The sequence below is a fragment of the Occallatibacter sp. FHG110214_02 genome, assembly GCF_059115385.1.
Genome location: NZ_JBZYWK010000004.1, coordinates 224,282 through 248,483, shown reverse-complemented (window position 1 = coordinate 248,483; position 24,202 = coordinate 224,282). Strand labels below are relative to the sequence as shown.

The 24,202-nt window shown below is 58.0% G+C and carries 21 protein-coding genes; 16 read left to right on the top strand and 5 right to left on the bottom strand.

Annotated elements, in window-relative coordinates:
- The first annotated feature begins 351 nt into the window (after positions 1 to 351).
- From AC5S3R_RS06115 to AC5S3R_RS06105, 3 genes are all read left to right on the top strand, one after another.
- Complete coding sequence (locus AC5S3R_RS06115) at positions 352 to 1,146, top strand: class I SAM-dependent methyltransferase (protein ID WP_494266125.1); 795 nt, start codon at positions 352 to 354, stop codon at positions 1,144 to 1,146.
- A complete protein-coding gene (locus tag AC5S3R_RS06110; protein WP_494266124.1) occupies positions 1,143 to 2,078 on the top strand; it encodes a carbohydrate kinase family protein in 936 nt (311 codons plus the stop codon). The genes AC5S3R_RS06115 and AC5S3R_RS06110 overlap by 4 nt, the downstream gene beginning before the upstream one ends.
- A 114-nt stretch (positions 2,079 to 2,192) precedes the next feature.
- Complete coding sequence (locus AC5S3R_RS06105; protein ID WP_494266123.1) at positions 2,193 to 3,575, top strand: nicotinate phosphoribosyltransferase; 1,383 nt, start codon at positions 2,193 to 2,195, stop codon at positions 3,573 to 3,575.
- Between the two features lie 81 nt (positions 3,576 to 3,656).
- Here AC5S3R_RS06105 and AC5S3R_RS06100 read toward each other — a convergent pair whose 3' ends face one another.
- From AC5S3R_RS06100 to AC5S3R_RS06090, 3 genes are all read right to left on the bottom strand, one after another.
- Positions 3,657 to 3,992: a c-type cytochrome gene (locus AC5S3R_RS06100; RefSeq protein ID WP_494266122.1), complete on the bottom strand. Its 336-nt coding sequence runs from the start codon at positions 3,990 to 3,992 to the stop codon at positions 3,657 to 3,659.
- A 20-nt stretch (positions 3,993 to 4,012) separates the two neighbouring features.
- Positions 4,013 to 4,393: a c-type cytochrome gene (locus tag AC5S3R_RS06095; RefSeq protein ID WP_494266121.1), complete on the bottom strand. Its 381-nt coding sequence runs from the start codon at positions 4,391 to 4,393 to the stop codon at positions 4,013 to 4,015.
- A 68-nt stretch (positions 4,394 to 4,461) separates the two neighbouring features.
- The gene (locus AC5S3R_RS06090; RefSeq protein WP_494266120.1) at positions 4,462 to 6,795 is read right to left on the bottom strand and encodes a tetratricopeptide repeat protein; all 2,334 of its coding nucleotides are present in this window, start codon (positions 6,793 to 6,795) and stop codon (positions 4,462 to 4,464) included.
- 308 nt (positions 6,796 to 7,103) lie between these two features.
- Between AC5S3R_RS06090 and AC5S3R_RS06085 the strand changes: the two genes are divergently transcribed.
- From AC5S3R_RS06085 to AC5S3R_RS06025, 13 genes are all read left to right on the top strand, one after another.
- The gene (locus AC5S3R_RS06085) at positions 7,104 to 7,478 is read left to right on the top strand and encodes an NADH-quinone oxidoreductase subunit A (protein WP_494266119.1); all 375 of its coding nucleotides are present in this window, start codon (positions 7,104 to 7,106) and stop codon (positions 7,476 to 7,478) included.
- Positions 7,479 to 7,657: 179 nt separating this feature from the next.
- Complete coding sequence (locus AC5S3R_RS06080; protein WP_494266118.1) at positions 7,658 to 8,272, top strand: NADH-quinone oxidoreductase subunit B; 615 nt, start codon at positions 7,658 to 7,660, stop codon at positions 8,270 to 8,272.
- Positions 8,273 to 8,316: 44 nt separating this feature from the next.
- Complete coding sequence (locus AC5S3R_RS06075) at positions 8,317 to 8,985, top strand: NADH-quinone oxidoreductase subunit C (RefSeq protein ID WP_494266117.1); 669 nt, start codon at positions 8,317 to 8,319, stop codon at positions 8,983 to 8,985.
- Entirely contained in the window at positions 8,982 to 10,133 is a 1,152-nt protein-coding gene (locus AC5S3R_RS06070) for an NADH-quinone oxidoreductase subunit D (RefSeq protein WP_494266116.1), read from the top strand. The genes AC5S3R_RS06075 and AC5S3R_RS06070 overlap by 4 nt, the downstream gene beginning before the upstream one ends.
- 17 nt (positions 10,134 to 10,150) lie before the next feature.
- Positions 10,151 to 10,792, top strand: a complete 642-nt coding sequence (locus AC5S3R_RS06065) for a 4Fe-4S dicluster domain-containing protein (RefSeq protein WP_494266115.1) — start codon at positions 10,151 to 10,153, stop codon at positions 10,790 to 10,792.
- Entirely contained in the window at positions 10,792 to 11,979 is a 1,188-nt protein-coding gene (nuoH, locus tag AC5S3R_RS06060; protein ID WP_494266114.1) for an NADH-quinone oxidoreductase subunit NuoH, read from the top strand. Before AC5S3R_RS06065 ends, nuoH begins: the two co-directional genes overlap by 1 nt.
- Entirely contained in the window at positions 11,969 to 12,490 is a 522-nt protein-coding gene (locus AC5S3R_RS06055) for an NADH-quinone oxidoreductase subunit J family protein (RefSeq protein ID WP_494266113.1), read from the top strand. Before nuoH ends, AC5S3R_RS06055 begins: the two co-directional genes overlap by 11 nt.
- Complete coding sequence (nuoK, locus tag AC5S3R_RS06050; protein ID WP_494266112.1) at positions 12,487 to 12,798, top strand: NADH-quinone oxidoreductase subunit NuoK; 312 nt, start codon at positions 12,487 to 12,489, stop codon at positions 12,796 to 12,798. The genes AC5S3R_RS06055 and nuoK overlap by 4 nt, the downstream gene beginning before the upstream one ends.
- Positions 12,799 to 12,802: 4 nt before the next feature.
- Positions 12,803 to 14,863: an NADH-quinone oxidoreductase subunit L gene (gene nuoL / locus AC5S3R_RS06045; protein ID WP_494266111.1), complete on the top strand. Its 2,061-nt coding sequence runs from the start codon at positions 12,803 to 12,805 to the stop codon at positions 14,861 to 14,863.
- Positions 14,860 to 16,389, top strand: a complete 1,530-nt coding sequence (locus tag AC5S3R_RS06040) for a complex I subunit 4 family protein (protein ID WP_494266110.1) — start codon at positions 14,860 to 14,862, stop codon at positions 16,387 to 16,389. Before nuoL ends, AC5S3R_RS06040 begins: the two co-directional genes overlap by 4 nt.
- Before the next feature lie 6 nt (positions 16,390 to 16,395).
- Positions 16,396 to 17,910: a complex I subunit 4 family protein gene (locus AC5S3R_RS06035; protein ID WP_494266109.1), complete on the top strand. Its 1,515-nt coding sequence runs from the start codon at positions 16,396 to 16,398 to the stop codon at positions 17,908 to 17,910.
- Complete coding sequence (locus AC5S3R_RS06030; protein ID WP_494266108.1) at positions 17,907 to 19,460, top strand: NADH-quinone oxidoreductase subunit N; 1,554 nt, start codon at positions 17,907 to 17,909, stop codon at positions 19,458 to 19,460. Before AC5S3R_RS06035 ends, AC5S3R_RS06030 begins: the two co-directional genes overlap by 4 nt.
- Before the next feature lie 283 nt (positions 19,461 to 19,743).
- Positions 19,744 to 21,351 carry an outer membrane beta-barrel protein gene (locus AC5S3R_RS06025; protein WP_494266107.1) on the top strand — a complete coding sequence of 536 codons (1,608 nt, stop codon included), beginning with the start codon at positions 19,744 to 19,746 and terminating at the stop codon, positions 21,349 to 21,351.
- 113 nt (positions 21,352 to 21,464) lie between these two features.
- Here the strand turns inward: AC5S3R_RS06025 and AC5S3R_RS06020 are convergent, their stop codons facing one another.
- Complete coding sequence (locus AC5S3R_RS06020; protein ID WP_494266106.1) at positions 21,465 to 22,262, bottom strand: succinate dehydrogenase/fumarate reductase iron-sulfur subunit; 798 nt, start codon at positions 22,260 to 22,262, stop codon at positions 21,465 to 21,467.
- A gap of 2 nt (positions 22,263 to 22,264) precedes the next feature.
- Positions 22,265 to 24,187 (bottom strand): fumarate reductase/succinate dehydrogenase flavoprotein subunit, encoded by a 1,923-nt coding sequence (locus AC5S3R_RS06015; protein WP_494266105.1) that lies wholly within the window; start codon positions 24,185 to 24,187, stop codon positions 22,265 to 22,267.
- Positions 24,188 to 24,202: the final 15 nt, after the last annotated feature.

Here is a 24,202-nt window from a genome sequence, read left to right as displayed (position 1 = left end):
GAGGAACCAGGCTCGTCTGTTCGATTCCCGAATGAGGGAGCCGCTTAGTGGTAGGGCGTGGCTGCCGGCTGGTCGGGGTCGATGGGGGGAAAGACGCTGGTGGTTGCGCCGCAGTCGGCGTGGCCGCAGGTGCACATGAGCTCGACTTTTTCTCCCATGCCTTCGCAGTGGGCGCTGCAGTACTTGGTTTTTTCGGGGACCAGGCAGGTACAGGCGGCGTTTCCGCATTTTTTGGGTCCGGCTTGGGTTGCCATGGGGTGCCTCCTTATGCGGGATGATGGTGGGCCTGTTGTGGGATGGTTGTCAAGGAGTGCGCGGCTAAAATACAGGGAAATTGTTGGTGGAGGAAAGTTGGCTGGAGTGGAGAAGGCTGGGCGTGTTGCGCGGGGTAGCCGTGTGAGGACTGGTCGTACGAGACTGGTTGGGTTGAATAAGAAGGATGGGTTTTTGCGGCATCCTTTTGATGATGAGTTTGGGGTGCGGACGAGCGGGCTGGTTGTCGGACGGCATTTGAAGACGGGGAGCGCGCAGGATCGGCATACGACGGCTTATTACGGGGTTGCGCCTTCGGTCTTTCATGCGCTGGTGAAGCGGTGGCGGAAGATTCGGCCTGCGTTTGATTTGGAAGAGACTACGTTTGTGGATATTGGCGCGGGCATGGCGCGGGCGGTTTTGCTGGCCAGCGAGATGCCGTTTCGTTCCGTGGTTGGCGTGGAGATGCATCCGGTGCTGGCGCGGATTGCGCGGAAGAATGTGGCGGAGTGGAAGAAGGCGGGGCGGGTTCATAGTGGTGGAGTGAAGATTGTGGAAGGAGATGCGGGGGAGTTCCGGTTTCCCAAGGGGCCTTGCGTTGCATTTCTGTTTAATCCGTTTGGCGCGGTGGGGATGCGGAGGTTTTTGCGGCATGTGGTGGAGAGTTTTCCTGCTGCTTCAGACCAGATTGATTTGCTGTATGTGAATAATGAGCAGGAGCATGTGCTGCAGACGCAACGCAGGTTGACTTGCTACTTTCAGGCCCCGGTGTACCGGTCGAAGCAAGATGAGAAGGCGGATGCGGCGATTATGGCGAATCAGCCGGATGGGGAGTATGCTTCGGCGCCGTATGAGGACTGCTCCATCTGGAGATGGAGCGGTCGGAGCGAATGACGAAGGACGAGGGACGAAAAGGCATGGAACCGCGATTGATTCTTGGGGTTGGCGAGCTGCTTTGGGATTTGCTTCCTGAAGGTAAGAGGCTTGGTGGTGCGCCTGCGAACTTTGCCGTGATGGCGGGGCGGCTGGGGAATCATGCGGCGGTGTTGAGCCGCATTGGGCGGGATGCGTTGGGGAGCGAAGCTGTTGAGATGCTGAACCAGTTTCCTGTCGATACGGAGTTTTTGCAGGTGGATGCGGAGAATGAGACGGGGCGCGTGACGGTTGCGCTGAAGGATGGGCAGCCGGAGTATACGATTCATCAGCCGGCGGCGTGGGACTTTCTTGATTTGAGCGATGAGTGGGTGCAGTTGGCAGAGCGGGCCGATGCGGTTTGCTTTCAATCGCTGACGCAGAGGAGCAGGCAGGCTCGCGCGACGGTGCAGGCGCTGGTGGCGGAGACTCGCGAAGAGTGCCTGCGCGTGTTCGATGTGAATCTGCGGCCGCCGTTTTATTCGGGTGAGGTGATTGAGGAGTCACTGGAGCTTGCTTCGGTTCTCAAGATGAATGATGCGGAGGTTCCGGTGGTAATGGGGCTGCTGGGATTGCAAAGCGATGGCGGGTTGAAGGACGCGGCGGAGCAGGTGCTGGAGGAGTTTCCGAATCTGCGGCTGGTGGCGATTACTCGCGGAGGGAATGGGAGCCTGCTGGTGAGTCGTGAGGAGTGGCATGAGCATGGGGGAGTGCCGGTGAAGGTGGCTGACACGATTGGCGCGGGGGATGCGTTTACGGCGGCTCTGACGCACTATTTGCTGCGTGGGGCAGGGCTGGCTGTGTTGAATGAGGCGGGGAATCGGTGGGGGAGCTGGGTGGCTTCGCAGAATGGGGCTATGCCGGAGCTTTCGGATGATGTGAGGGATGAGATTGAGAGGGAGATTGGGTTTTAAGGGAGCAAGGGAACGATAATGCAAAGGCAGGTTTTTCGCTCTGCATGAAAAGCGGCTTTGTTCCGGATGACACCATCTAATATCTATAGTTTGAGGCGTTAGAGTAGAGGCATTGTGATTGTCAATATTGCACGCAGGGCACATGACCACAACTGGGAGCTGGACCCGATTACGCGGTCGCTTCTCGATACGGACTTTTACAAGCTGCTGATGCTGCAGTTTATCTGGAAGCACTTTCCCAAGACGAAGGCTTCGTTTGCGGTACAGAACCGCACGGTTTCGGTTCGGTTGGGCGAGGTGATTCTTCTCGATGAGCTACGGGAGCAGCTTGAGAATACGCGGCGGCTGCGGTTTCATAAGTCGGAGCTGATATGGCTTGCCGGTAATACGTTTTTTGGCAAGCGCGGGATGTTTGAGCCGGGGTTTCTGGAGTGGCTGGATAAGGATTTTCGGCTTTCTGACTTTGAGCTGGCGGTGCAGGATGGGCAGATTTCGCTGCGCTTTGAAGGGCTCTGGACGGAGACGACGCTTTGGGAGATTTATGCGCTCAGTGCGATTGACGAGCTGAAAACGCGGGCGGCTTTGAAGAAACTGACCGAGTTTGAGCTGGACATTTTGTATGCGCGGGCGAAGGCGCGGCTGTGGGAGAAGATGGAGCGGTTGCGCGGTGTGCCGGGGTTGAGCCTGAGCGACTTTGGAACGCGGCGGCGGCACAGCTTTCTGTGGCATGAGTACGTGGTGAAGGCGATGGCTGATGTGCTGGGGCCGAGTTTTGCCGGTAGCTCGAACACCTATCTTGCTTACAAGCATGACCTGGAAGCGATGGGTACGAATGCGCATGAGCTGCCAATGGCGCTGGCTGCCTTGGCTGATTCTGACGAGGAGTTGAAGACGGCGCAGTATCGGTTGCTTGAGTTGTGGCAGAAGACTTACCAGGGTGAGTTGCTGATTCTGTTGCCGGACACGTTTGGGACTACGCAGTTTTTGCGGAATGCTCCGGATTGGGTGGCGGACTGGACGGGGCAGCGCATTGATAGCAAGGACCCGTTTGTTGCCGGGGATGAGTATGTGGCGTGGCTGGAAGCGCGCGGCAAGGATCCGCGGCAGAAGAGGCTGATTGCTTCGGATGCTTTGGATGTGCAGGATATTCTTTCGCTGCATGCGTATTTTGCGGGGAAGATTCTTGAGGGAGGGCCAGGGGATTTTCGGTCTTCTGCGGATTTTCTGGATGCGAAGCGGTGGAAGGCCGACAGGCGGATTCGGTTCAGCGCGGGCTGGGGTACTCTGCTGACGAATGATTTCAGGAAGTGCGATCCGCAGGGCGGGGATGGGTTTAATCCGATTAGTTTGGTTTGCAAGCTGGTGGAGGTTGAAGGGCGGCAGGCGGTGAAGCTCTCTGACAACTATCAGAAGGCGATGGGGCCTGCGGATGAGATTGAACGCTACCGGCGCGTGTTTGGGCTGGAGGGCGTGGCGGATGCTCCGGTGATTGCCTGACGGCAGGGACGTAGGGACTAGGAAAAGCGAAGCCGCGAATCGATTCGATTCGCGGCTTTTTGTTGGGCGTTGTTGAGCCCCTTATTGCTGTGGTGCTGATGGGCGGTTTTCTGCGCGGAGGTCGGCGATTAGCTGCTGGATTTGTTCGACAGATAGGGAGTCGCGGAAGGCTGGCATCTTGCTGCCTGCGCCGTTTTGGATGCGGTAGGTTAGGTGCTCGTCGGTCCAGTGTTTCTTTTTTCCGATTTCGGCGAGAGCAGGGGCTTTCTTGCCGCCTTCGAGATTTGCACCGTGGCACTTGGCGCAGTTGTCGTTGTAGATGGCTGCTCCTGCTTCGGCTTGATTGGGTTGGGCGGCGCGGACTGAGCCTGTTGCGGCCAGGGCGAGAAGGAGCGCGGGAAGGATTTGGATTTTCACGCGGCTATTCTCGCATGGTTTTATTGCGGCGGTGTTGCAGGAGCGGCTGGTGTGGGGGCAGGAGGCGGAGTGGGGCGGTTTTTGGCGCGGAGGTAGGCGATTAGCTGCTGGATTTCTTCGTCGGAGAGGGATTCGCGGAAGGGCGGCATCTTCTGGCCGCCGTCGAGAATCTGGTCAGAGATTTTTTCGTTGGTCCAGGGCTTTTGCTTGCGAATTTCCGCGAGGGCGGGGGCTTTTCTTGTGCCTTCTAAATTGGCTCCGTGGCAGAAGCTGCAGCCCTTGTCGCGGTAGAGGACGGCTCCGGCCTGCTCGGCTTGCTTGGTGTCGGAGGCTTGGGCTGCTTGTGCTGCGCTGATGGTGATTAGGGCTAGAAGGACAGGGAATCTGCTGGGAAATTTCACGGGGCTATTTTCTCATGTGCAGCGGGAAGGCTGGCTCGACCTTTTGATGGAACGGGGAGCGGCGCGAGTTACATGCCGCCTCCGCCGGGGATGTAGGTGTATTCGATTTTGGTGGGGCGTTTTACTGGGTCGCCGGTTAGGTCGTGCGCGTGCCAGACTACGCTTTCAGCAGCTACTTCCGGGTGTTTGCCGAGGAACTCAAGCGCGTAGGTGGAGGCGGTGGGGTCATCTTTCTGGTCGGCGAATTTGGCGGACTCAATGGCGGCGCGCTGCTTGTCGCCGAGGCGGCGGTAGAGAATGGCTAGCTGGTAGTGCGCGGCCAGGTCGTCGGGGTCTACGGCTTGCAATTGCTCGTAGGCGTCGCGGGCCTTAGAGTAGTCGTGCTGCTGGTAGTAGCTGAAGCCTAGTTCGCGAAGGCCGTCGCGGCTGCGGGGATACTTTGCGAGCATGGCTTCGAGGTCAGTGATGGCGCTGGCTGTGTCGCCGGCGTTGCGTTCTACAAGAGCACGGTAGTAGAGAGCGCGCGGGTCGCCGGGGAGAAACGTGAGAGCTTTGGCGAGGTGGGCCTTGGCGTCGTTGTAGCGCTCCCAGGAGATTTCTACGATGGCCATGTTGGTGAAGGCGTCGGCGTAGTCGGGGCGCAGGGCTGCGACTCGCTCAAAGGCACGGACGGAGTCAGCGTATTGCTGCGCGTCGAGCAGGGTGATGCCGTAGTTGTTCCAGCGCATCCACTCGGGATTTTCTCCTTGCATGGGCTTGGATGGCTGGTTATCACCGATGTTGAGGGTGCGCGACTCGGTGGCCATGTCTACGATGGGCTGCGGGTAGTGTTTCTTGTCCATTGCGTAGTCAATGAAGTGCTGATTGAAGCGGCGGTATTGGACGGTGGCGGTGATGGTGAACTGGCCCTTTGCGTCCTTCGGCAGGCGGAAGCGGTAACGCACAAGCTGCGAGCGGCCTGACTGGATGGTGTTGTTGTAGGCGAGCACGCGGTTGTGCCAGATTTCGTGCAGGCCGTTGAGTTCTCCTTTGATGTTGATGAGGCGGTTGGTGAAGGAGTGTGCGGAGGGGTCGAGGTCTCCGGTGGGCTCGATGAAGCCGCTTTCGGCGATGGTTTTGCCGGATGCGTCCTTGACGGTGAAGTTGACCCAGGACTCGTAGAAGTCGCGCTGCTCGGGGACGTGCGAGTGGCCAATGCCTTTGTTCTGGACGACGACGTTGGCGATGAGGGTATCGCCGGGAGCAACGGAGAAGTGCGTGAGGCCGAGCGGGGCTATGAGGGCATCATTCGCGTTCTCTTTTTCTAACGCGAAGATGTCTACGTTGAAGACGCCCTTGCCGTCGTAGCTGTTCTTGAGGAAGTCGGTGACCTTGGCTAGCTGCTCGTCATATTTGTAGTACGTGGGGATGAGGGTGTTGGCTCCGGGCCAGCGGTGCGAGGCCAGCTTGCCGTCCTTGGCGCCGGGGTCGTCAGAGCTTGCGGGGAGGGCTTCCTTGTTCATGTGGCAGGTCTGGCAGGTGGAGACGAAGTCCTTGCGATAGAAGGGCAGCGGCGACTGCCTGGTGAAGCTGGCGGCCTGCCACTCGTCATATAAGGAGATGGCGCGGAGCCATTTGTAGTCGTCGAGCGAGGCGGGGATGGCGGCCTTGTGGCAGGCGGCGCAGAACTCGGCGGTTTTGTAGAGCGGCTTCATGACAGCCTTGGAGTGGCGGTCGAGGTGCGCGAGGATTTCCGCATCGGTGACAGGGCGGTAGATGGGCTGGCCGCTTTCATCGACCATGACAGCGGGGATGCCCATGACGTAACTGCCGGTACCGGTTGCGTCTGTGGATTGAATCGAATGGCATGTGGAGCAGGTTATGCCTTCCTGCTCAAAGGGGCGTTTCTTGGGCATGCCTTGCGACAGGTCGCCGGAGAGCAAGGCAACGGGGTTGTGGCAGCCTTCGCAGTGGCGGGAGAACTGGACGCCTTTTTCGTCGATAAGGGAGTTGACGTTTTTGAGGTACCAGGGGGCGCGGAAGCTGTTGGCGTGCACGGACTGACGCCACTGGTGGTAGGACTCCTTGTGGCAGTGGCCGCAGTACTCGGCGGTATAGAAGACCTTGGGGCTGAGGAACTGGCCGTTGGCGCTCATGGCGTTGGAGGGCAGGAAGGGCGACTGCTTGCCGAGGAAGTAGTTGTAACGGCTGGCTACGGAATCATGAAAGGGCGTGGTGGGGCCGGTGATCTTGATGGCGGAGGTGTAGGCTGCGCCGGCTTTGTTGGAGGTATCGGAAGTTGCAGGTGTGTCCGGGGAAGATTTGGGGCCATCGGATGCGGCGCGGACGGTCCAGACTGCGGTGATACAGAAAAAAGCAGCAGCGGCGGTGACTAACGTGCGACGCAGAGCAGTCTTGGGCATTTGGACGGCGGTCTCCCGAAAGCATTGGCTCCGGCTTATGGGGAATGCGAATGGTTGTCTACCGGAACTCGTGGAAAACGGTAGCAGGGCAGAGGGATGGGGTGTCATCCACCGAAAGATTGAGGGACTGGTTGCCTTCTTATGGGTGCGTGGAATGGGCGGAGCAAAGGAGTGTTTACAGCGAACAGTTCACAGAGTGGGATGAATGGGGCTTATTGGGGGGTAAGCGTGTGATTTTGGGCACAGAGGTTTGGCCATGTTTACCTGCAAACTGGTAGCTTGTTACAGAAGGAAATCCGGACATTTTCATGATGCTTTCGAGTCCTTACTTTTCATTGGCGATTTTGTTCTTTGCGGCGCTCGGTTTCGGGCTTGCTCCGCTGGGTCTGGCATGGCTTTGGGCGCGGGTGTTTGCACCGGCTAAGCCGAACAAAATTAAGAACGCTACGTATGAGTGCGGGCTGGAATCGCAGGGCGACGCCTGGGTGCAGTTTCGCTCCTCCTATTATCTGTACGCCATCATCTTTCTGATCTTTGATGTGGAAGCGGTTTTCCTGCTGCCGTTTGCGGTTGCCTTTACCGGGCTGGGTGCGAGCGCTTGCGTGGCGATGCTGGTGTTTGTGCTGTTGCTGGTGGAAGGACTGGTTTGGGCCTGGGCGAAGGGCGTGCTGACATGGGCTTAAAGGCGGCTTTTAGCTGTTAGCTCTTAGCTTTTAGCCCGTTGGTGGCGGTGCAAGCTGAGTCTGGAACGCGAAATGTTGGGAGTGACGGTCAGGCTGGTTTTGATAGTGGCCTGCGAGTACGCAAGATGAGCTAACAGCTAAGAGCTAAAGGCTAATAGCTGTTTCCGCGGAGCGAAGCTATGGCAGTTGAGCAAAATCTGAAGATGGAATTGGGCAAGCAGGGCGTCTTTGTGACGACCATGCAGGAGCTTTACAACTGGGGCCGGAAGAACTCCGTGTGGCCGATGAACTTTGGGCTGGCTTGCTGCGCGATTGAGATGATTGCGACGACGATGGCGCGGTATGACATTGCGCGGTTCGGCGCGGAGGTCTTTCGTCCGTCGCCGCGTCAGGCGGACCTGATGATTATCTCGGGCACCGTGACGAAGAAGATGGCTCCGCAGGTGGTGCGGCTCTACAACCAGATGGGCGAGCCGAAGTATGTGATTGCGATGGGCGCTTGCGCGATTTCCGGCGGGCCGTTTAAGCAGGGCTACAACGTGCTGAAGGGGATTGATCGCTATATTCCGGTCGATGTGCATATTCCAGGGTGTCCGCCGAGGCCGGAGGCGCTGCTGGAAGCGTTCATGACGCTGCAGAAGAAGATTGATGCGCAACATCTGACGGGCGAAGGGCGGCCACGGTATCTGGATGCGGAGCAGACGGGCGAGTTTCCGGTGCCGGAGCTGGAAGAGCATGATATCGAGCCGACTGCTAATAAGAATGTTTGGACTGTGCCGGTGGTGATTCGGTAACGACAGGGACTAGGGACGCAGGGACATAGGGACTAGGAGCTGGTTTGAAGACTGTCGAAGAAATTGAGGCGGCGATTGAGGCGGCGGTGCCGGGTGCGGGCGTGGAGGTTGTGCAGAACCCCGGGCCTGCGGCGCAGCACTCGCTTTTGCTGAATTCTGCTCAGGCGTTTGCGGTGGCGAAGTTTCTGCGCGATGACGCGGAGCTGAAGCTGGACTTTCTTTCCAATGTGACCGGCGTGGATTGGCCGGATAGAGAGATTGCTGAAAAGGTGAAGGTCACGAAGCAGGTGACCAAGACCGTGGATGGTGTGGAACAGACGGTTGAGGAAACCGTCGAAGAGACTCGCAAGCGCGTGGAGCCTGGCTATCTTGAAGTGGTCTATCACTTGTTTTCGATGGAGAAGAAGCACGGGCCGCTGGTAGTGCGGATGCGGACGGGGAATCGTTCCGACAATGTGACGCTGCCTTCGTTTACCCCGGTGTGGCGTGCGGCGGATTTTCAGGAGCGCGAGGTCTTTGATCTGTACGGCGTGGTGTTTGAAGGGCATCCGGATTTGCGGCGGATTTTGATGTGGGATGAGTTCAAGGATTATCCGATGCGGAAGGACTATGTGGAGCCGGATGATTTTGAGTATGAACCCACGCCGCATGATGAGGTGTTGAAGCGGGCGCAGGAGCATCAGGCTGCAGCATCAATGGAGGCCACGCAATGAGCGAGCTGGAACTCGAATCATGGAACAGGCCTCCGGTGATTGAGGCGGATGGCGATCTGCTGGAAGTGTCGATGGGGCCGCATCACCCTTCGACGCACGGCGTCTTTCGCATGGATGTGGCGCTGGACGGCGAGAAGATTGTGAAGCTGAAGCCGGTGTTTGGTTATCTGCATCGCAATCATGAAAAGCTTGGCGAGCATCACAGCTATCTTGCTTCGATGCCGTATACGGACCGGCTCGATTACATCTGCTCGATGACGAACAACTGGGCTTATGCGATTGCCGTGGAGAAACTGGCAGGGCAGGAGGTTCCGGAGCGCGCCGAGTATGTGCGCGTGATTGTGGGCGAGCTGACGCGGGTGCAGAATCATGCGCTGTCTGTTGGCTTTCTGGCGCAGGACATGGGCTGCAGCGGTACGCCGCTGATGTATGCCTTTAAGGCTCGCGAAAACATTCTGGATTTGTTTGAGTCTCTGACGGGCTCGCGCATGATGTGCAACTACTTCCGCTTTGGTGGCGTGCGTGTGGACCCGACGGCTGCGTGGCTTGATCGTGTGCGGCAAGTTGTTGCGGAGCTTCCGCAGTTCGTGGATGAGTTTGAGCAGTTGCTGACGGGCAACGAGATTCTGATGGCGCGTACGCAGGGCGTTGGCGTGCTGCCGAAGGAGTTGGCACGGAATGCGGGCGCTACGGGGCCGGTGCTGCGGGCTTCAGGCATTGATTACGACATTCGCAAGGTGGACCACTACGGCATTTATGACCGTTTCAACTTCAAGGTTCCGCTGGGTGAGCATGGCGATGTGTATGACCGCTTCATGATTCGCTTGCTGGAGCTGAGGCAGTCGATGGAGATTCTTGAGCAGGCGTTGAAGGATATTCCCGGTGGCCCGGCGATGGACCCGAAGGCGAAGATTCGCAACTTCAGGCCGAAGGCAGGCGAGGCGTATGGGCGCATTGAGGCGCCGAAGGGTGAGCTTGGCTTCTATCTGATTAGCGATGGCGGGCCGAATCCTTACCGGTATCGCGTAAGGCCGCCGAGCTTTGTGAACCTGACGGTGCTTGAGGATATGTGCCTTGGGCACAATATTGCGGATGTGGTGTTGATTCTTGGCTCGATTGATATTGTGCTCGGCGAAGTGGACAGGTAGAGACTGAGGAGTTTTGCATGCTGGGTGAGGGAATTCTGAAGGGGCTGGCGGAGACGGCGAAGAATTTTGCTGGAAGCTTTGTCTCGAAAGAACGGCTGACGACGGTGCAGTATCCGGAAGAGCGCGCGCCGGCGATTGAGGCTTCGCGGGTGTTTCCTTTCCTGGTGTATGACGGGCCGGAATGGGAAGCGGGGCTGCGCTGCGTGGCCTGCCAGATTTGCGAGAAGGAATGCCCGCCGAAGTGCATTTACATCGAGAAGAGCAAGGAAAAGAAGCCGGATTATGTGGGCAAGCTGCAGATTTATCCGGCGAAATTTGATATCGATGTGTCGGTCTGCATGAGCTGCCAGATATGCGTGGAGGTTTGCCCGTTCGACGCAATCAAGATGGATACGGAGTTTGAGCTGGCGACCGATGACCGCTTTGGCGGCTTGCTGCATGACCGCAAGGCGTTGGCGAAATCGAATGAGTACTACCACACGATTCATCCGACGGAAGCTGCGGAGGTAGATGGGCGGCTGGCGGAGGAGAAGGCCAAGGTTGAGGAGAAGGCTCGCGCTGCGGCCGCGGCGAAGGCTGCTGCGGAAGCGGCTGCCAAGGCGGCAGCAGAAGCGCCGAAGCCGGAAGCGCCAAAGGCAGAGGAGGGAACTGGGGCGTAATGACGAACTCCTTTGCAGAAAATCTGGACCAGGTTTTTGTGCTGCTCAAGCATTGGATTGTTGGGCTTGTGCCGATGTGGTTGCAGCCTCTTGTGGGTGCGGTGTTGAGTGTTGCGGCCATCCTTGTGGTCTTCGCTACGCTGTTTGCGATTGCGGTGCTGATGGAGCGCAAGGGGCTGGGGCGTATGCAGAATCGCTATGGTCCGAATCGCGTGGGACCGTTTGGGATTTTGCAGCCTGCGGCGGACGGCATCAAGGCGCTGATTAAGGAAGATGTGGTTCCTTATAACGCGGACCATGTGGTGCATTTTCTTGCGCCGATTGTGCTGGTGATTGTTGTCTTCATGGGCTATGCAGTGTTGCCGATAGGGCGCAACATGACGTTTGTGCCGATGGATGCGGGGTTGCTGTTCTACTTTGCGATGGGTGCATCGGCGGAGTTGTCGGTCTTCATGGCGGGGTGGTCCAGCCGTAACAAGTACTCGATGCTGGGCGCGATGCGCGCGATTGCGCAGATGATCAGCTACGAGATTCCGTTGCTGATGACGAGCGTGATTGTGGTGATGATGACGGGCTCGCTCTCGCTCGACAAAATTGTTGAGGTGCAGAACCAGTATTCATGGGGGCTGCCGCACTGGTTTGTGTTTACGCCGATGGGTTTCGTGGCCTTTGTGATGTTTGCGATTGCGGCTACGGCGGAGACAAATCGCTCGCCGTTTGATTTGCCGGAAGGCGAGTCGGAGATTATCGCGGGCTACTTTACGGAATACTCGGGCTTCAAGTTTGCGGAGTTCTTCCTCGGCGAGTATGTGGCGATGCTTTCCATCTCCGGGCTTGGCGCGACGCTATTTCTCGGCGGATGGTCTGCGCCGCTGGAAGTGCTGAACGTTGTGCCTTCGTGGTTCTGGTTTGTCGCGAAGATTATGACGGCAATGTGCGTGTTCATCTGGATGCGCGGAACGCTGCCACGGCTGAGGCAGGACCAGTTGATGAACTTTGCATGGAAGTTTGTGCTGCCCATGACGCTGCTGGATTTGATTGTGGCTGGCTTGTGGCGGTTTATGGGAGAGGGCCTGCTGCGTTGGGTTGTCTGCTCGGCGATTTTGCTGGTTGCGTATGTGGTTGGCGGGCGCGTGGGCATGAAGCGCGAGCAGTTTGGGCCAAGGAGTTATCGCTATGCTGAGTAACCCTGGCAGCTTGATTCTGTTTGCGATCCTTGCGGCGTTGACGGTGGCCGGTGGGCTTGCTGCGGTGCTGCTTCGCAACGTGGTGCATTGCGCGCTGGCGTTGACAGGTGCGTTTATCGGATTGGCGCTGCTGTTCTTGCAACTGGATGCGCAGTTTGCGGGTTTCGCGCAGATTCTGGTGTACGTTGGCGCGGTGGCGATTCTTGTTGTGTTTGCGATTCTGCTGACACGAAGTTCGGAGACACCCGCGACACGCGTCTTCAGCAAGACGTGGCTGGCGGGACTTGCGATAGCTGCCGCGGTGTTTGCGGTGCTGGCATGGGCAGTGTTGCAGAGCCAGTCTGCTTTGCCGAATGAGCAGGCAGTGCCTCAGGCTTCTGTTGTGCAGGTTGGCAATGCGCTGATGGGGCGGTATGTGCTGCCGCTGGAGATTGTGGCTGTGTTGCTGACGGCGTCGATGATTGGCGCGGTGATTGTGGCGATGCAGGAAAAGAAGGAGGCCGCAAAGTGAATCCGCTTGCTGGATATTTGCTGGTGGCCGCGCTAGTGTTTGCGATTGGGCTTGCGGGCGCGTTGACGCGGCGCAACGCAATTCTTGTCTTGATTGGCATTGAGCTGATGTTGAATGCGGCGAATCTAAACCTGATTGCTTTCTGGAGATATGGGCCGCATCCTGAGGTGCTGACCGGCTTCATGTTTGCCATCTTCTCTATTGCGATTGCGGCGGCGGAGGCTGCTGTGGGACTTGGCCTGGTGATTTCGATTTACCGGCATTTGAAGACAACGGATCTCGATGAGATCAACCGGATGAAAGGGTGAAGGGATGATTCAGGAATTGACGGCCTTCACTCCGCAGGTTGCTGCGTCTGGTGTTGCGCATATTCTTTGGCTGATTCCGGCTGTGCCGATGGTTGCGGCGGGTGTGATTGCGCTGTTGAAGCAGCCAATGAAAAGGCTTTCCGCTTCGTTGGCGATTGGGTCGCTGGGTGTTTCGCTGCTGATTGCGCTGGCCGCGTTTGCGCATGTGGTTTCAGGTTGGTCGAGTGGCCATGCGGTTCGCGAGACGGTGAACTTTACATGGGTACAGTTTGGGAGTGGAACCATCGATCTTGGATGGGTGCTTGATCCGCTCTCTGCCGTGATGCTGGTGATGGTGACCTTTGTCGGGTTGCTCATCTTTATCTATTCGACTGGATACATGGCGCATGACGAGAACTTCACGCGGTTCTTCTGCTTCCTCTCATTGTTTGCCGGTGCAATGCTGGGCGTGGTGATTGCGAACAGTCTGCTGCTGTTGTTCATGTGCTGGGAGCTTGTTGGCCTGACTTCGTATCTGCTGATTGGCTTCTGGTATCACAAGCCCTCTGCGGCTGCGGCGGCGAAGAAGGCGTTTGTTACGACACGCGTGGGCGACATCTTCTTCCTGCTTGGGATTGTGTGGCTGTTTGCACAGACGGGAACGTTGCTGTTCTATAACAACGGCGCGGGTTCGATGGAGCCAGGCGCGCTGAGCGGGTTGGTGAGTGCTCATGCGGCGCTTGGATTGAGCGCGGCTGCTGCGATTGGTTTGCTGCTGTTTGCGGGCGCCGCGGGCAAGAGCGGCCAGTTGCCATTGCATGTTTGGCTGCCGGATGCGATGGAAGGTCCCACTCCTGTTTCTGCGTTGATTCACGCGGCGACGATGGTGGCTGCTGGCGTTTATCTCATCGCTCGTGTGTATCCGCTGATGCAGGCAGGGCAGGGAACTTCGCTGAGCGTAGTGACGTGGGTTGGCGCGGCTACGGCGGTCTTTGCGGCGCTGATTGCGGTGGCGCAGAACGATATCAAACGCATTCTTGCTTACTCGACGGTTTCGCAGCTTGGCTACATGATGGCGGGACTTGGGCTGGGTGGCGTGGCTGTCGGCATGTTCCACCTGATTACTCACGCCTTCTTCAAGGCGCTGCTGTTCATGGGCGCGGGCTCAGTGATTCATGGCGTGCATGAGGAGCAGGATGTTCGCAGGATGGGCGGGCTTCGTAAAGAGATGCCCGTTACGTTTGCGACGTATGCGATTGGCATGCTGGCGCTGAGCGGATTTCCGCTGGTCTTCTCGGGTTTCTGGAGCAAAGACGGGATTCTGGAGGCAGCGAAGGATGCGCACTTCAGCAAGGGGCCTTACTGGTTACTTGTTTTCGGCGCGGTACTGACGGCGTTTTATATGACGCGGCAGGTTAGCTATGTCTTCTTCGGCAAGTGGCGCGGACATGGTCACGCGCATGAAAGCCCAAAGGCGATGACAACACCGCTGGCGATTCTGGCCTTCTTTGCCATTGCACTGGGTGTGATTGGAACACCGGCATGGCCATGGTTCCGAAGCTTTCTTGAGGGGCATGCGGCTGCGGTGGAGTTCGGCAAGTTTGGTGAGCCGGAGTTCCTGGTGCTGCTGCTTACTTCGACAGTGATTGTGCTGGTGGGCATTGGGCTGGGATGGATGCTGTATGGCTCGAAGTCGCCTGCGCCGGAAGAGCGCGATGTGCTGGAGAAGGCTGTGCCTCCGGTGTGGACAGCGCTGAGCAATCGGCTGTATGTGGATGAGTTGTATGGCGTGACCTTTATCGCCTTCTACAAGTGGTGGGCAAAGGTTGCGGACTGGATTGACCGTTATATATGGGGCGGAATTGTGGCAGAGGTGATTGGCTCCTTCAAGTTGCTGTCACGCTTCAGCCGCTTCTTTGACAACACGGCGGTGAATGGCGCTTTTGATAAAGGCAGCGAGGGACTTTACTCGGGGGGCGGACTGGTGGCACGCGTGCAGACAGGGCGGGTGCAGACGTACCTGAGACTGCTGGCTGTTGCCGTGGTGTTGCTGGTCGTGGTTCTGATCTGGAGCAGCCGCCCATGACCGGAATGACGAACGGATTTCCAATGTTGAGTGTGTTGACCGCGCTGCCGGTTGCTGGTGCTTTGATTGCGCTTATCTCTGGCAAGAATGCGCGATTTGTTGCGATGATTGTGGGCGCTGTAGCGTTGGCTGTTGCGCTGGTGGTGTGGGCGCATCTGCCGAGTGATGGCAGCATCGGTTTTGTGGAGCGCTTGCCGTGGGCTCCGTCGCTGGGGATTGAGTACAATCTGGGCGCGGACGGCTTAAGCGCGCTGATGCTGGTGCTGAGTGCGATTGTTGCGCTGATGGCGATGGATGCGGCGCATCACGTGCACCGGCAGCCGAATCTTTTCTTTGCGCTGGTGCTGCTGCTGGAGGCGGGGCTGTTTGGTTGCTTCACCGCGCAGAACTTCTTCCACTGGTTTTTGTTCTGGGAGCTGAGTTTGATTCCGGCGTTCTTCCTCATCAAGCTGTGGGGCGGGGCAAAGCGCGGACCGGCGGCGACGCAGTTCTTTGTGTATACGATGGCAGGTTCGGTGCCGCTGTTGTTGTCAATGCTGGGTGTATTTCTGGCAACGGGCAGCATGGATTTTCAGCATCTGACTCTGCTTGCTTCTACGGGTGAGTTGGAGCCGCTGGTAACTGCGCATCTTGGGCCGGTGATGTTGTGGCTGGCGATTGGCGTGCTGGCTGGCTTTGCCGTCAAAGTGCCGTTGATGCCGTTCCATACGTGGCTGCCTGCTGCGTATAGCGAAGCGCCTTCGCCGGTGACGATGCTGCTGACGGGCACGATGTCGAAGATGGGTGTGTATGGTGTGCTGCGGATTGCGCTGCCGTTGTTCGGCGTGCAAATTGCGCAGATACGTACGCCGCTGCTGGTGCTTGCGGTGGTGACCGTTGTGATGGGCGCATGGGCTGCGGCGGCGCAGAAGGATTTGAAGCGCGTCTTTGCTTACTCGTCGGTCAATCACCTTGGCTATTGTTTGCTGGCGATTTTTGCGCTGGCTGTTCCGGCTACGAGCGCTGCGATGCAGACAAGCCAGGCGGCTGCGTTGAATGGCGTGATTCTGCAGATGTTCAATCACGGCATTACCGCGGCTGCGCTGTTTTGGTTTATTGCGCTGTTGCAGGAGCGTAGCAATGGAATTCGTGGCATTGACGATTTTGGTGGATTGCGCAAGCCTGCGCCGATTTTTGCGGGGCTGATGGGCTTTGCGCTCTTCTCGTCGCTGGGATTGCCGGGGCTGAATGGATTTGTCGGCGAGTTTCTCATCTTCCGCGGAGTGTTTCCGCTGGCGTGGGTTGCAGCCACGGTGTCGGTGTTGGGACTTCTGGTTACCGCGATTGTGATTCTGACGGTGATTCAGAAAGTGTTTGCTGGACCGGTGCCGGAGAAGTGGGCTGGCTTTCAGGATTTGCACTGGGGCGAGTGGCTGGCGCTGGCTCCGGTGATTGCATTGATGCTGTTGATTGGTTTGCTGCCGCAGTTGATTGTGGATAGCGTGAATCCAACGGTCGTGAACCTGCTGGCGCATTGGAGATTTTAAGAAGCGATGCTTGCCCAAAGTCTAAGCTGGACTATTTATCTCTCGTTTGCCGGCGCGCTGATTGAGGCGTTGCTGCCCAAGGACCGACCTGCGCTTGCGCGCGGTTTTGCTCTGCTGGTGGCAGTGGTTGGGTTCGGCATTGCGGTTGCAGGTTTTGTGGGCGCGGCGGGGCAAGGACGCGTGATGATTACCGATGTGCCGTGGGTTGCGGCGATGGGGATTCATTACTCGCTGGCCGCCGATGGCATCAGCCGCGTGCTGGTGCTGCTGACGGGGCTTGCTGCGGTTGCAGGCGTGTTGTTCAGTTGGAATATCGAGCTGCGCACGAATGAGTTCTTTGCGTTTTTCCTGGCGCTGATTGGCGGCGTATATGGAGTGTTTCTCAGCTTTGATTTGTTCCTGCTGTTTGTGTTCTATGAGATTGCGATTGTTCCGAAATACTTTTTGATTGCGATATGGGGTTCTACGCGCAAAGAGTATGCGGCGATGAAGCTGGCGCTCTACTCGTTTGTCGGCTCGGCGATGGTGCTGGTTACATTGATTGCGGCGTATGCGTCTTCGGGGAGCCATTCAACGGGGCTGGTGGAGTTGGCGCATGCGGGGCTGCCGGTGAGTTTTCAGATGTGGGCGTTTCCGCTGACGTTTGTGGGCTTCGGGATCCTGGCGGGCATGTGGCCGTTTCACACATGGGCTCCGACGGGCCATGTGGCTGCGCCGACTGCGGCTTCCATGCTGCTGGCCGGCGTGGTCATGAAGCTGGGTGCGTATGGCTGCCTGCGCGTTGCGATGACGCTCTTTCCGCATGGCATGGACCCGTGGGGATTCAGCTTCCTTGGGCTCGGCTCGTGGCGCGATGTGTTTGCGGTGCTGGCGGTGATTGGCATTGTGTATGGCGCGCTGGTGGCGCTGGTGCAGACTGATTTCAAGTTTGTCATCGGCTACTCCAGCGTGAGCCACATGGGGTTTGTGCTGCTGGGCTTAATGACGCTGAGCCAGATTGGCATTACCGGCGCGGTGCTGCAGATGTTCTCGCATGGTGTGCTGGCGGGGCTGTTGTTCGGCATCGTGGGGCGCATCATGTATGAGCGTACGCATACGCGGCAACTGGCGGAGCTGGAAACGATGCACTTGTCGAAGAGGCTGCCGTTTGCCGCGTGGGGATTTGCGGTTGCGGGAATGGCTTCGATGGGGCTGCCGGGGTTCTCGGGATTTGTTGCGGAGTTGCAGGTGCTGATTGGTTCGTGGACCGCGAATCCGTGGTGGACTGCGGCGGCTGGTGTGGGCATTGTGGTTGGTGTGGCTTATACGTGGAGGGCGCTGCAGAAGGCGTTCTTCAGCGATGCTCCTCCAACTCCGCATCTGCATGAGCATGGGCACGAGCTGGCTGCGTTGACGTGGCCTGAGGTGACGGGCTTTGTATTGTTGGGAGCGGCTAGCTTGCTGGTTGGTTTGTGGCCGAGGGTGTTGCTGGACACGATTGAACCGGCGGTGAAGGCGTTGTTGGCGGGAGGTGCGCAATGAATTATAGCGACCTCTTCCACGTAACGCTTCCTGAAACTGTTCTTGAAATTGCGGCGCTCCTGGTGCTGCTGGTTGACTTGGCATTTTTGCGCAAGGCCGCATTGCAGGCGCGCGCGGCAGCGGCTGCTGTGTTGGGCGTTCTCGGCAGCGCGGTGTCGATATGGGCGGTATACGGCGCGGGTGCAACAAGCCTGCGCTTCAACGGCAACCTCTTGCTGGTTGGCGGCGGAACGGTGGCGGCTGCGCAGATTGGCGTGCTTGTGCTGACGGCGCTCACGCTGCTCCTGCTGGTTGACTCGGAGTTTACGCGACATCCCGGCGAGTATGTTGCCGTGGTGTTGATGGCCGCTTCGGGTGGACTGATTATTTCCGCGGCGCGGGATTTGCTGGTTATCTTTGCGGGGCTGGAACTGCTGAGTATTTCGCTGTATGTGCTGACTGCGTTTGGGAAGACTTCCGCGAAGAGCGCTGAAGCGGCGCTGAAATACTACTTGTTCGGCGGCATGTCGGCGGCGTTTTTGTTGTTCGGGTTCAGCTATCTGTATGGGCTTTCGGGCTCTACGAATCTTTACCATGTTGTGTTGGCGGCTTATCGCGTAGACAGAATGAGCGCGTGGCCTTTATGGGCTGTAGCTCTGGTGCTTGTTGCCGTGGGGCTTGGATTCAAGGTGGCGGCGGCGCCGTTTCACCTGTGGGCTGCGGATACTTATGAGGGCGCGCCTGCTCCGGCTGCGTCGTTCATTGCTTCTGTATCGAAGGTGGCCAGCTTCGCGTTGTTCATTGGCATCAGTGCAGCGGCTTTGAATCCGACGAGCGGTTTGCAGATGGGTGCGGGGCATCTCGCGGTGCGGCTGGGAGAGACGATCACAAGTACCAATGGCCCTGTGCCAACTCCGGTAGGCTTCTTTGGGCCGTGGGTGCGGATTCTGGAGATGCTGGCAGCGTTATCGATGGTGGTCGGAAACCTGGCCGCGCTGAGACAGACAAGCGTGCGGAGGTTGCTGGCTTACTCTGCGGTTGCGCATGCTGGCTACATCCTAGTTGGTCTTGCGTTCTTCTCATGGGGGTCGCGCAGTGCGCAGGCAATACTTTACTACGTGCTTACCTATGGACTAACGACGATTGGAGCTTTTGGCGTGGTCGGCGTGGTGGAGCGCGCGGCGGGCAGCGATAAGTTGGATGCGTTTCTTGGATTGCATAAGCGAAATCCGTTGCTGGCGGGCGTATTGCTGGTGCTGTTTCTCTCGCTAGCAGGGATTCCGCCGCTGGTGGGCTTCTGGGCTAAGTTCAATTTGTTTACCGCGGTGCTGGGCGCTGCATATGGCGGAGCCTGGGCGTTTGCGCTGGTAGCGCTAGCGCTGGCGATGTCGGCGGTTTCATTTTACTACTATCTGCAGGTGTTGAAGAGGGCTTATGTAATGCCTGTGGTGGATGAGACGCAGATTCGCGTACATCCTGTGACGATGCTTGTATTGCTGGCGGTTGCGGCCGCGGTGCTTGTCTTCGGATGCTTCCCGGCCGTGCTGCTGGATTGGATTGCACGGTTCTAAACTGAGTCGATTTTGTTTGTTGTTCCATGCGCTGCAATCCCTTTATGGATTGCAGCGCATTCCTTTATCTGTGCTAAAGAATCTATAAACCCGCACTTTCAAATTCCTTGTAATCGTTTTATGCGGTGCTTCGGGTTGGCTTACTCGAAGCTTATTGTTCTGACGGCATACTCTTTTGGGCTGGCAGATGCCGGTCCGGAAAGTGAGAGTGTGTTCTTTGAACGCGCAAGGGTTTTATTCGCAGAAAACTTCTTTTGTTGGGAATGCTGTTTGGTTTTTCGGCTTGATTCTTGTTCTGGCAGCGCCGGGTTGGGCGCAGGAGAATGCGGATTCTTCATCCACGGATTCAACGGATGTGACGGACGCGCAGCCGGCGCATAAGGCCGGCTTCTTTACGCGATGGGGTAAGGCTTATGTTGCGGACTGGACAGCGGCTACGGCTGCGGATATGAATGCTCCGAAAAGACGCGGGACTGCTGCACCGATTTCTTCACCGCCGTTCCCTTCAGCAGACTGGCCGGTTGGAGGCACGCAGATGATTGGCGCGCCGGATACGCAGACGTATCCGTTGCAAACGGCGATTGATGGCGGCGATGCTACAAAGCTGAGCCGGGCGAAATGGTATGGGTGGATTTCCGTTGGCGCGAATGGCTCGACGAACAATCGCGGCAATGCGGGCAAGGGGATTCCGGCGAATCTGCCTTCCGCGTATGACGAATATCCGAATACGGTAGTGCTGGACCAGTTGGCTGTTTACTATGAGCGGCTGGCGGATACCGTGCAGCGCGATCATTTTGATTATGGGTTTCGCTTATCGGGGCTCTATGGGCAGGACTATCGTTTTACGACGGCGAAGGGAATGCTGAGCCAGCAATTACTGCTGAAGAACTCGCAGTATGGCTTTGACCCGGTGATGGTGTATGTGGACCTCTACTTTCCGAAGATGGGGCAGGGCGCAGATTTGCGCATAGGGCGATATATTTCGCTGCCGGATATTGAGGCTCAGCTTGCGCCGAACAACTACAGCTACTCGCATTCGATTTTGTACACGTATGACTGCTATACGCAGACGGGCGCGAACCTGACGGTGAAGGTGAACAATCACTGGACGGTGCAGGGAGGAGTGAGCGGCGGGTGCGATGTGATGCCGTGGACTTCTGATGCAAAGGTCACTGGCAATGCCTGCGTGATTTATAGCTGGCATGAGGGTGGCGATGCAGTGAACGTCTGCGACAACACCATCAATGACAGTAAGTACGCGTACAACAACCTGACGGCGTATTACGCAACGTGGTATCACAAGATATCTCCGCACTGGCATACGGATACGGAGGGGTGGTATCAATACATGCGCGATGTGCCGAATATGTGGTGGTACAACACGGGTGTTGCGAGTAATCCGGTGACTTCGCCGTGGCCGGAGACGACGACTAACGGCAGGCCAGGTGGAGCGACGCTGAACTTTGGTGCGGTTTGCGAGAATCCTTCGTCGGGCTATGAGGGCACGCATGCGGCGCGGTGCTTTGCGCCGGAGTGGGCGCTTACAAATTACATCGAGCATGACTTTCATCATGGTTCGGCTTCGTTGAACATTCGCAATGAGATTGTGGATGATATCAAGGGGCAACGCACGGGGACGCCTGCGATTTATGAAGAGCACATGGTGGGGTTCAACTTCTGGATTGGTTCGACGGTTACTTTTCGGCCGGAGTTGAGTTATGTGCATAGCTTCTCGCCGTATGGATTGCGTGGGCTGGATATTGCGCCGGGCTCGTCTGTGTCGGCGCTGTCGAATGCTCCGCAAGGGCAGTTGGCAGAGGCAACGATGAGGGCGCTGGGGGCGAAGACGCAATCGTTAACGCTGGCGGCGGACGTTATCTGGCATTTCTAGGGACGAGTGACGAAGGACTAGAGACGAAAAGCGAAGGGCGCGGCTTTGGCCGCGCCCTTTTGTATTCCGATTTATGGTTGGCTTTTGTTATCGGGGCTAAAGCCCCGACCTGCCTATTTGCTGGTGGGAATGCCAGCGGGATCAACCCGAATTGTGCCCTCGGTCTGCCCGTGGCAGAGCGTAGCGCGAAGAAGATCGCGGTTCAGCTTGCCGATGAATTCGATGGGGATTTCTTTCGGGCAGACGGCTTCGCATTCGCCGTGGTTGGTGCAGGAGCCGAAGCCTTCAATCTCCATCGTCGTGACCATGCTCAGTGTGCGCGAGTCGCGCTGTGGCTGGCCCTGCGGAAGCAGGTTGAGGTGAGTGGCCTTGGCTGAGGTGAAGAGCATGGCGGAGGCATTGGGGCAGGCCGCTACGCATGCGCCGCAGCCAATGCAAGCCGCCGCGTCAAAGGATGTTTCGGAGACCTGCTTGGGAACCAACGTCGTGGATGCCTCAGGAGCAGCGCCTACCGGCACGCTGATAAAGCCGCCGGACTGAATGATGCGGTCGAAGGCCGAGCGGTCGACCATCAGGTCGCGAATGACAGGGAACGACTTGGCGCGCCACGGTTCGAGCGTGATGGTCTCGCCGTCTTTGAAATGGCGCATGGCTAGCTGGCAGACAGTGGTTGCCTTTTGACCGCCGTGGGCTACGCCGTTCACCAAAAATCCGCAAGACCCGCAGATGCCTTCGCGGCAATCGTGCTCAAAGGTCACGGGAGCCTCGCCCTTTTCGAGCAGAGTTTCGTTCAGCGCATCCAGCATCTCCAGAAAAGACATATCCGCCGCAATGTCCTTGACCTGGTAGGTGACGAACTCACCACGTGCATCGGCGTTATTTTGCCGCCAGATTTTCAGTGTGTAATCCATCGTTACTTGTAGCTCCTCTGTGCCAGATGCACGTAGTCAAAGGTGAGGGGATCTTTGTGCAGGGTCTGCTGCTGATTTTCTCCAGCCCACTCCCAGGCTGCGGCATAGGCGAAGTTGTCGTCATCGCGCTGCGCTTCGCCATCGGGCGTCTGGCTCTCTTCGCGGAAGTGGCCGCCACAGGACTCGCGGCGGTGCAGCGCGTCGAGGCACATTAGCTCGCCCAGTTCGAGGAAGTCAGCAATGCGGTACGCCTTTTCGAGGGACTGGTTCAGTTCTTCGCCAGTTCCAACGAGCTTGAGGTTGGACCAGAACTCTTCACGGAGTTTCGGAATCAGTTCAAGAGCCTTCTTAAGCCCCTCTTCGTTGCGAGCCATGCCGCAGTACTCCCACATGATGTTGCCGAGTTCTTTGTGAATGGAGTCGGGAGTGCGGCTGCCGCCGATGCTGAGCAGCTTTTGAATCATCTGTTCAGACTGCTGGCGGGCTTCCACGAACTCTGGTGCGTCCGTGGTGAGCGGGCGAAGCTTGGTGGAGGCGATGTAGTTGGGAACCGTGGCCGGGAGAACGAAGTAGCCATCCGCAAGGCCCTGCATAAGCGCGCTGGCGCCGAGGCGGTTGGCTCCGTGGTCAGAGAAGTTGGCTTCGCCGCCGACGAAGAGGCCGGGAACGGTTGCCATCAGGTGGTAATCCACCCAGAGGCCACCCATGGTGTAGTGAACCGCCGGGTAGATGCGCATGGGCGTGGTGTAGGCGTCTTCGCCGGTGATGCGCTCATAGATGTCGAAGAGGTTGCCGTACTTCTCCTTGACGGTGGCGAGGCCGAGGCGCTTGATGGCATCTGAGAAGTCGAGATAGACGGCTTGTGCGCCGGGTTGGCCGTTGGGGCCAACGCCGCGGCCTTCGTCGCAGACTTCCTTGGCAGCGCGGGAGGCCACATCACGCGGAACGAGGTTGCCGAAGCTGGGATAGCGGCGCTCAAGATAGTAGTCGCGCTCTTCTTCGGGAATGTCGTTGGGCTTGCGTGCGTCGCCGACCTTCTTGGGAACCCAGACGCGGCCATCATTGCGCAGCGATTCCGACATGAGCGTGAGCTTGGACTGGTGCTCGCTGGAACGCGGAATGCACGTCGGGTGAATCTGCGTATAGCAGGGATTGCCGAAGAAGGCTCCGCGCTTGTGGGCGCGCCAGATGGCCGTGGTGTTCGAGGCCATGGCGTTGGTGGATAGGAAGAAGACGTTGCCGTAGCCTCCGGTGGCAAGAACCACTACATCTGCTACGAACGTTTCAATCTTTCCGGTGCGCAAGTCGCGGGTGACGATGCCGCGAGCATTTCCATCGACAACAACCAGGTCCAGCATGTCCTTGCGATAGTGCATGGTGACGGTGCCGGCGGCTATCTGCTCTTCAAGCGCCTGATACGCACCGATGAGCAACTGCTGACCCGTTTGTCCGCGAGCGTAAAAAGTGCGCTGCACCTGCACGCCGCCGAAAGAGCGTGTGTCGAGCTGTCCGCCGTACTCGCGCGCAAAGGGAACACCTTGTGCGACGCACTGGTCGATGATGCGCACGCTGGCTTCGGCAAGGCGGTAGACATTGGATTCGCGGGCGCGGAAGTCGCCGCCCTTCACCGTGTCATAGAAAAGGCGGAAGACGCTGTCGCCGTCATAGCGGTAGTTCTTGGCGGCGTTGATGCCGCCCTGCGCGGCGATGGAGTGGGCGCGGCGTGGTGTGTCGTGGAACGAGAAGTTGAGAACGCGATAGCCCTGCTGGCCAAGCGTGGCTGCCGCGGCAGCGCCTGCCAGGCCGGAGCCCACGACGATGATGGTGTGCTTGCGGCGGTTGGCGGGGTTCACCAGCTTCATCTCGGCACGGCACTTTTCCCACCGCTGCTCAATCGGGCCTGATGGAATGTTTGTTTCGAGCATTGCTTCAATCCTCTC

Coding starts and splice junctions, on each gene's coding strand:
- AC5S3R_RS06110 (WP_494266124.1), top strand. CDS start 1,143: ATGACGAAGGACGAGGGACGAAAAGGCATGGAACCGCGATTGATTCTT.
- AC5S3R_RS06090 (WP_494266120.1), bottom strand. CDS start 6,795: ATGCCCAAGACTGCTCTGCGTCGCACGTTAGTCACCGCCGCTGCTGCT.
- AC5S3R_RS06085 (WP_494266119.1), top strand. CDS start 7,104: ATGATGCTTTCGAGTCCTTACTTTTCATTGGCGATTTTGTTCTTTGCG.
- AC5S3R_RS06080 (WP_494266118.1), top strand. CDS start 7,658: ATGGCAGTTGAGCAAAATCTGAAGATGGAATTGGGCAAGCAGGGCGTC.
- AC5S3R_RS06070 (WP_494266116.1), top strand. CDS start 8,982: ATGAGCGAGCTGGAACTCGAATCATGGAACAGGCCTCCGGTGATTGAG.
- AC5S3R_RS06065 (WP_494266115.1), top strand. CDS start 10,151: ATGCTGGGTGAGGGAATTCTGAAGGGGCTGGCGGAGACGGCGAAGAAT.
- nuoH (WP_494266114.1), top strand. CDS start 10,792: ATGACGAACTCCTTTGCAGAAAATCTGGACCAGGTTTTTGTGCTGCTC.
- AC5S3R_RS06055 (WP_494266113.1), top strand. CDS start 11,969: ATGCTGAGTAACCCTGGCAGCTTGATTCTGTTTGCGATCCTTGCGGCG.
- nuoL (WP_494266111.1), top strand. CDS start 12,803: ATGATTCAGGAATTGACGGCCTTCACTCCGCAGGTTGCTGCGTCTGGT.
- AC5S3R_RS06040 (WP_494266110.1), top strand. CDS start 14,860: ATGACCGGAATGACGAACGGATTTCCAATGTTGAGTGTGTTGACCGCG.
- AC5S3R_RS06035 (WP_494266109.1), top strand. CDS start 16,396: ATGCTTGCCCAAAGTCTAAGCTGGACTATTTATCTCTCGTTTGCCGGC.
- AC5S3R_RS06030 (WP_494266108.1), top strand. CDS start 17,907: ATGAATTATAGCGACCTCTTCCACGTAACGCTTCCTGAAACTGTTCTT.
- AC5S3R_RS06020 (WP_494266106.1), bottom strand. CDS start 22,262: ATGGATTACACACTGAAAATCTGGCGGCAAAATAACGCCGATGCACGT.
- AC5S3R_RS06015 (WP_494266105.1), bottom strand. CDS start 24,187: ATGCTCGAAACAAACATTCCATCAGGCCCGATTGAGCAGCGGTGGGAA.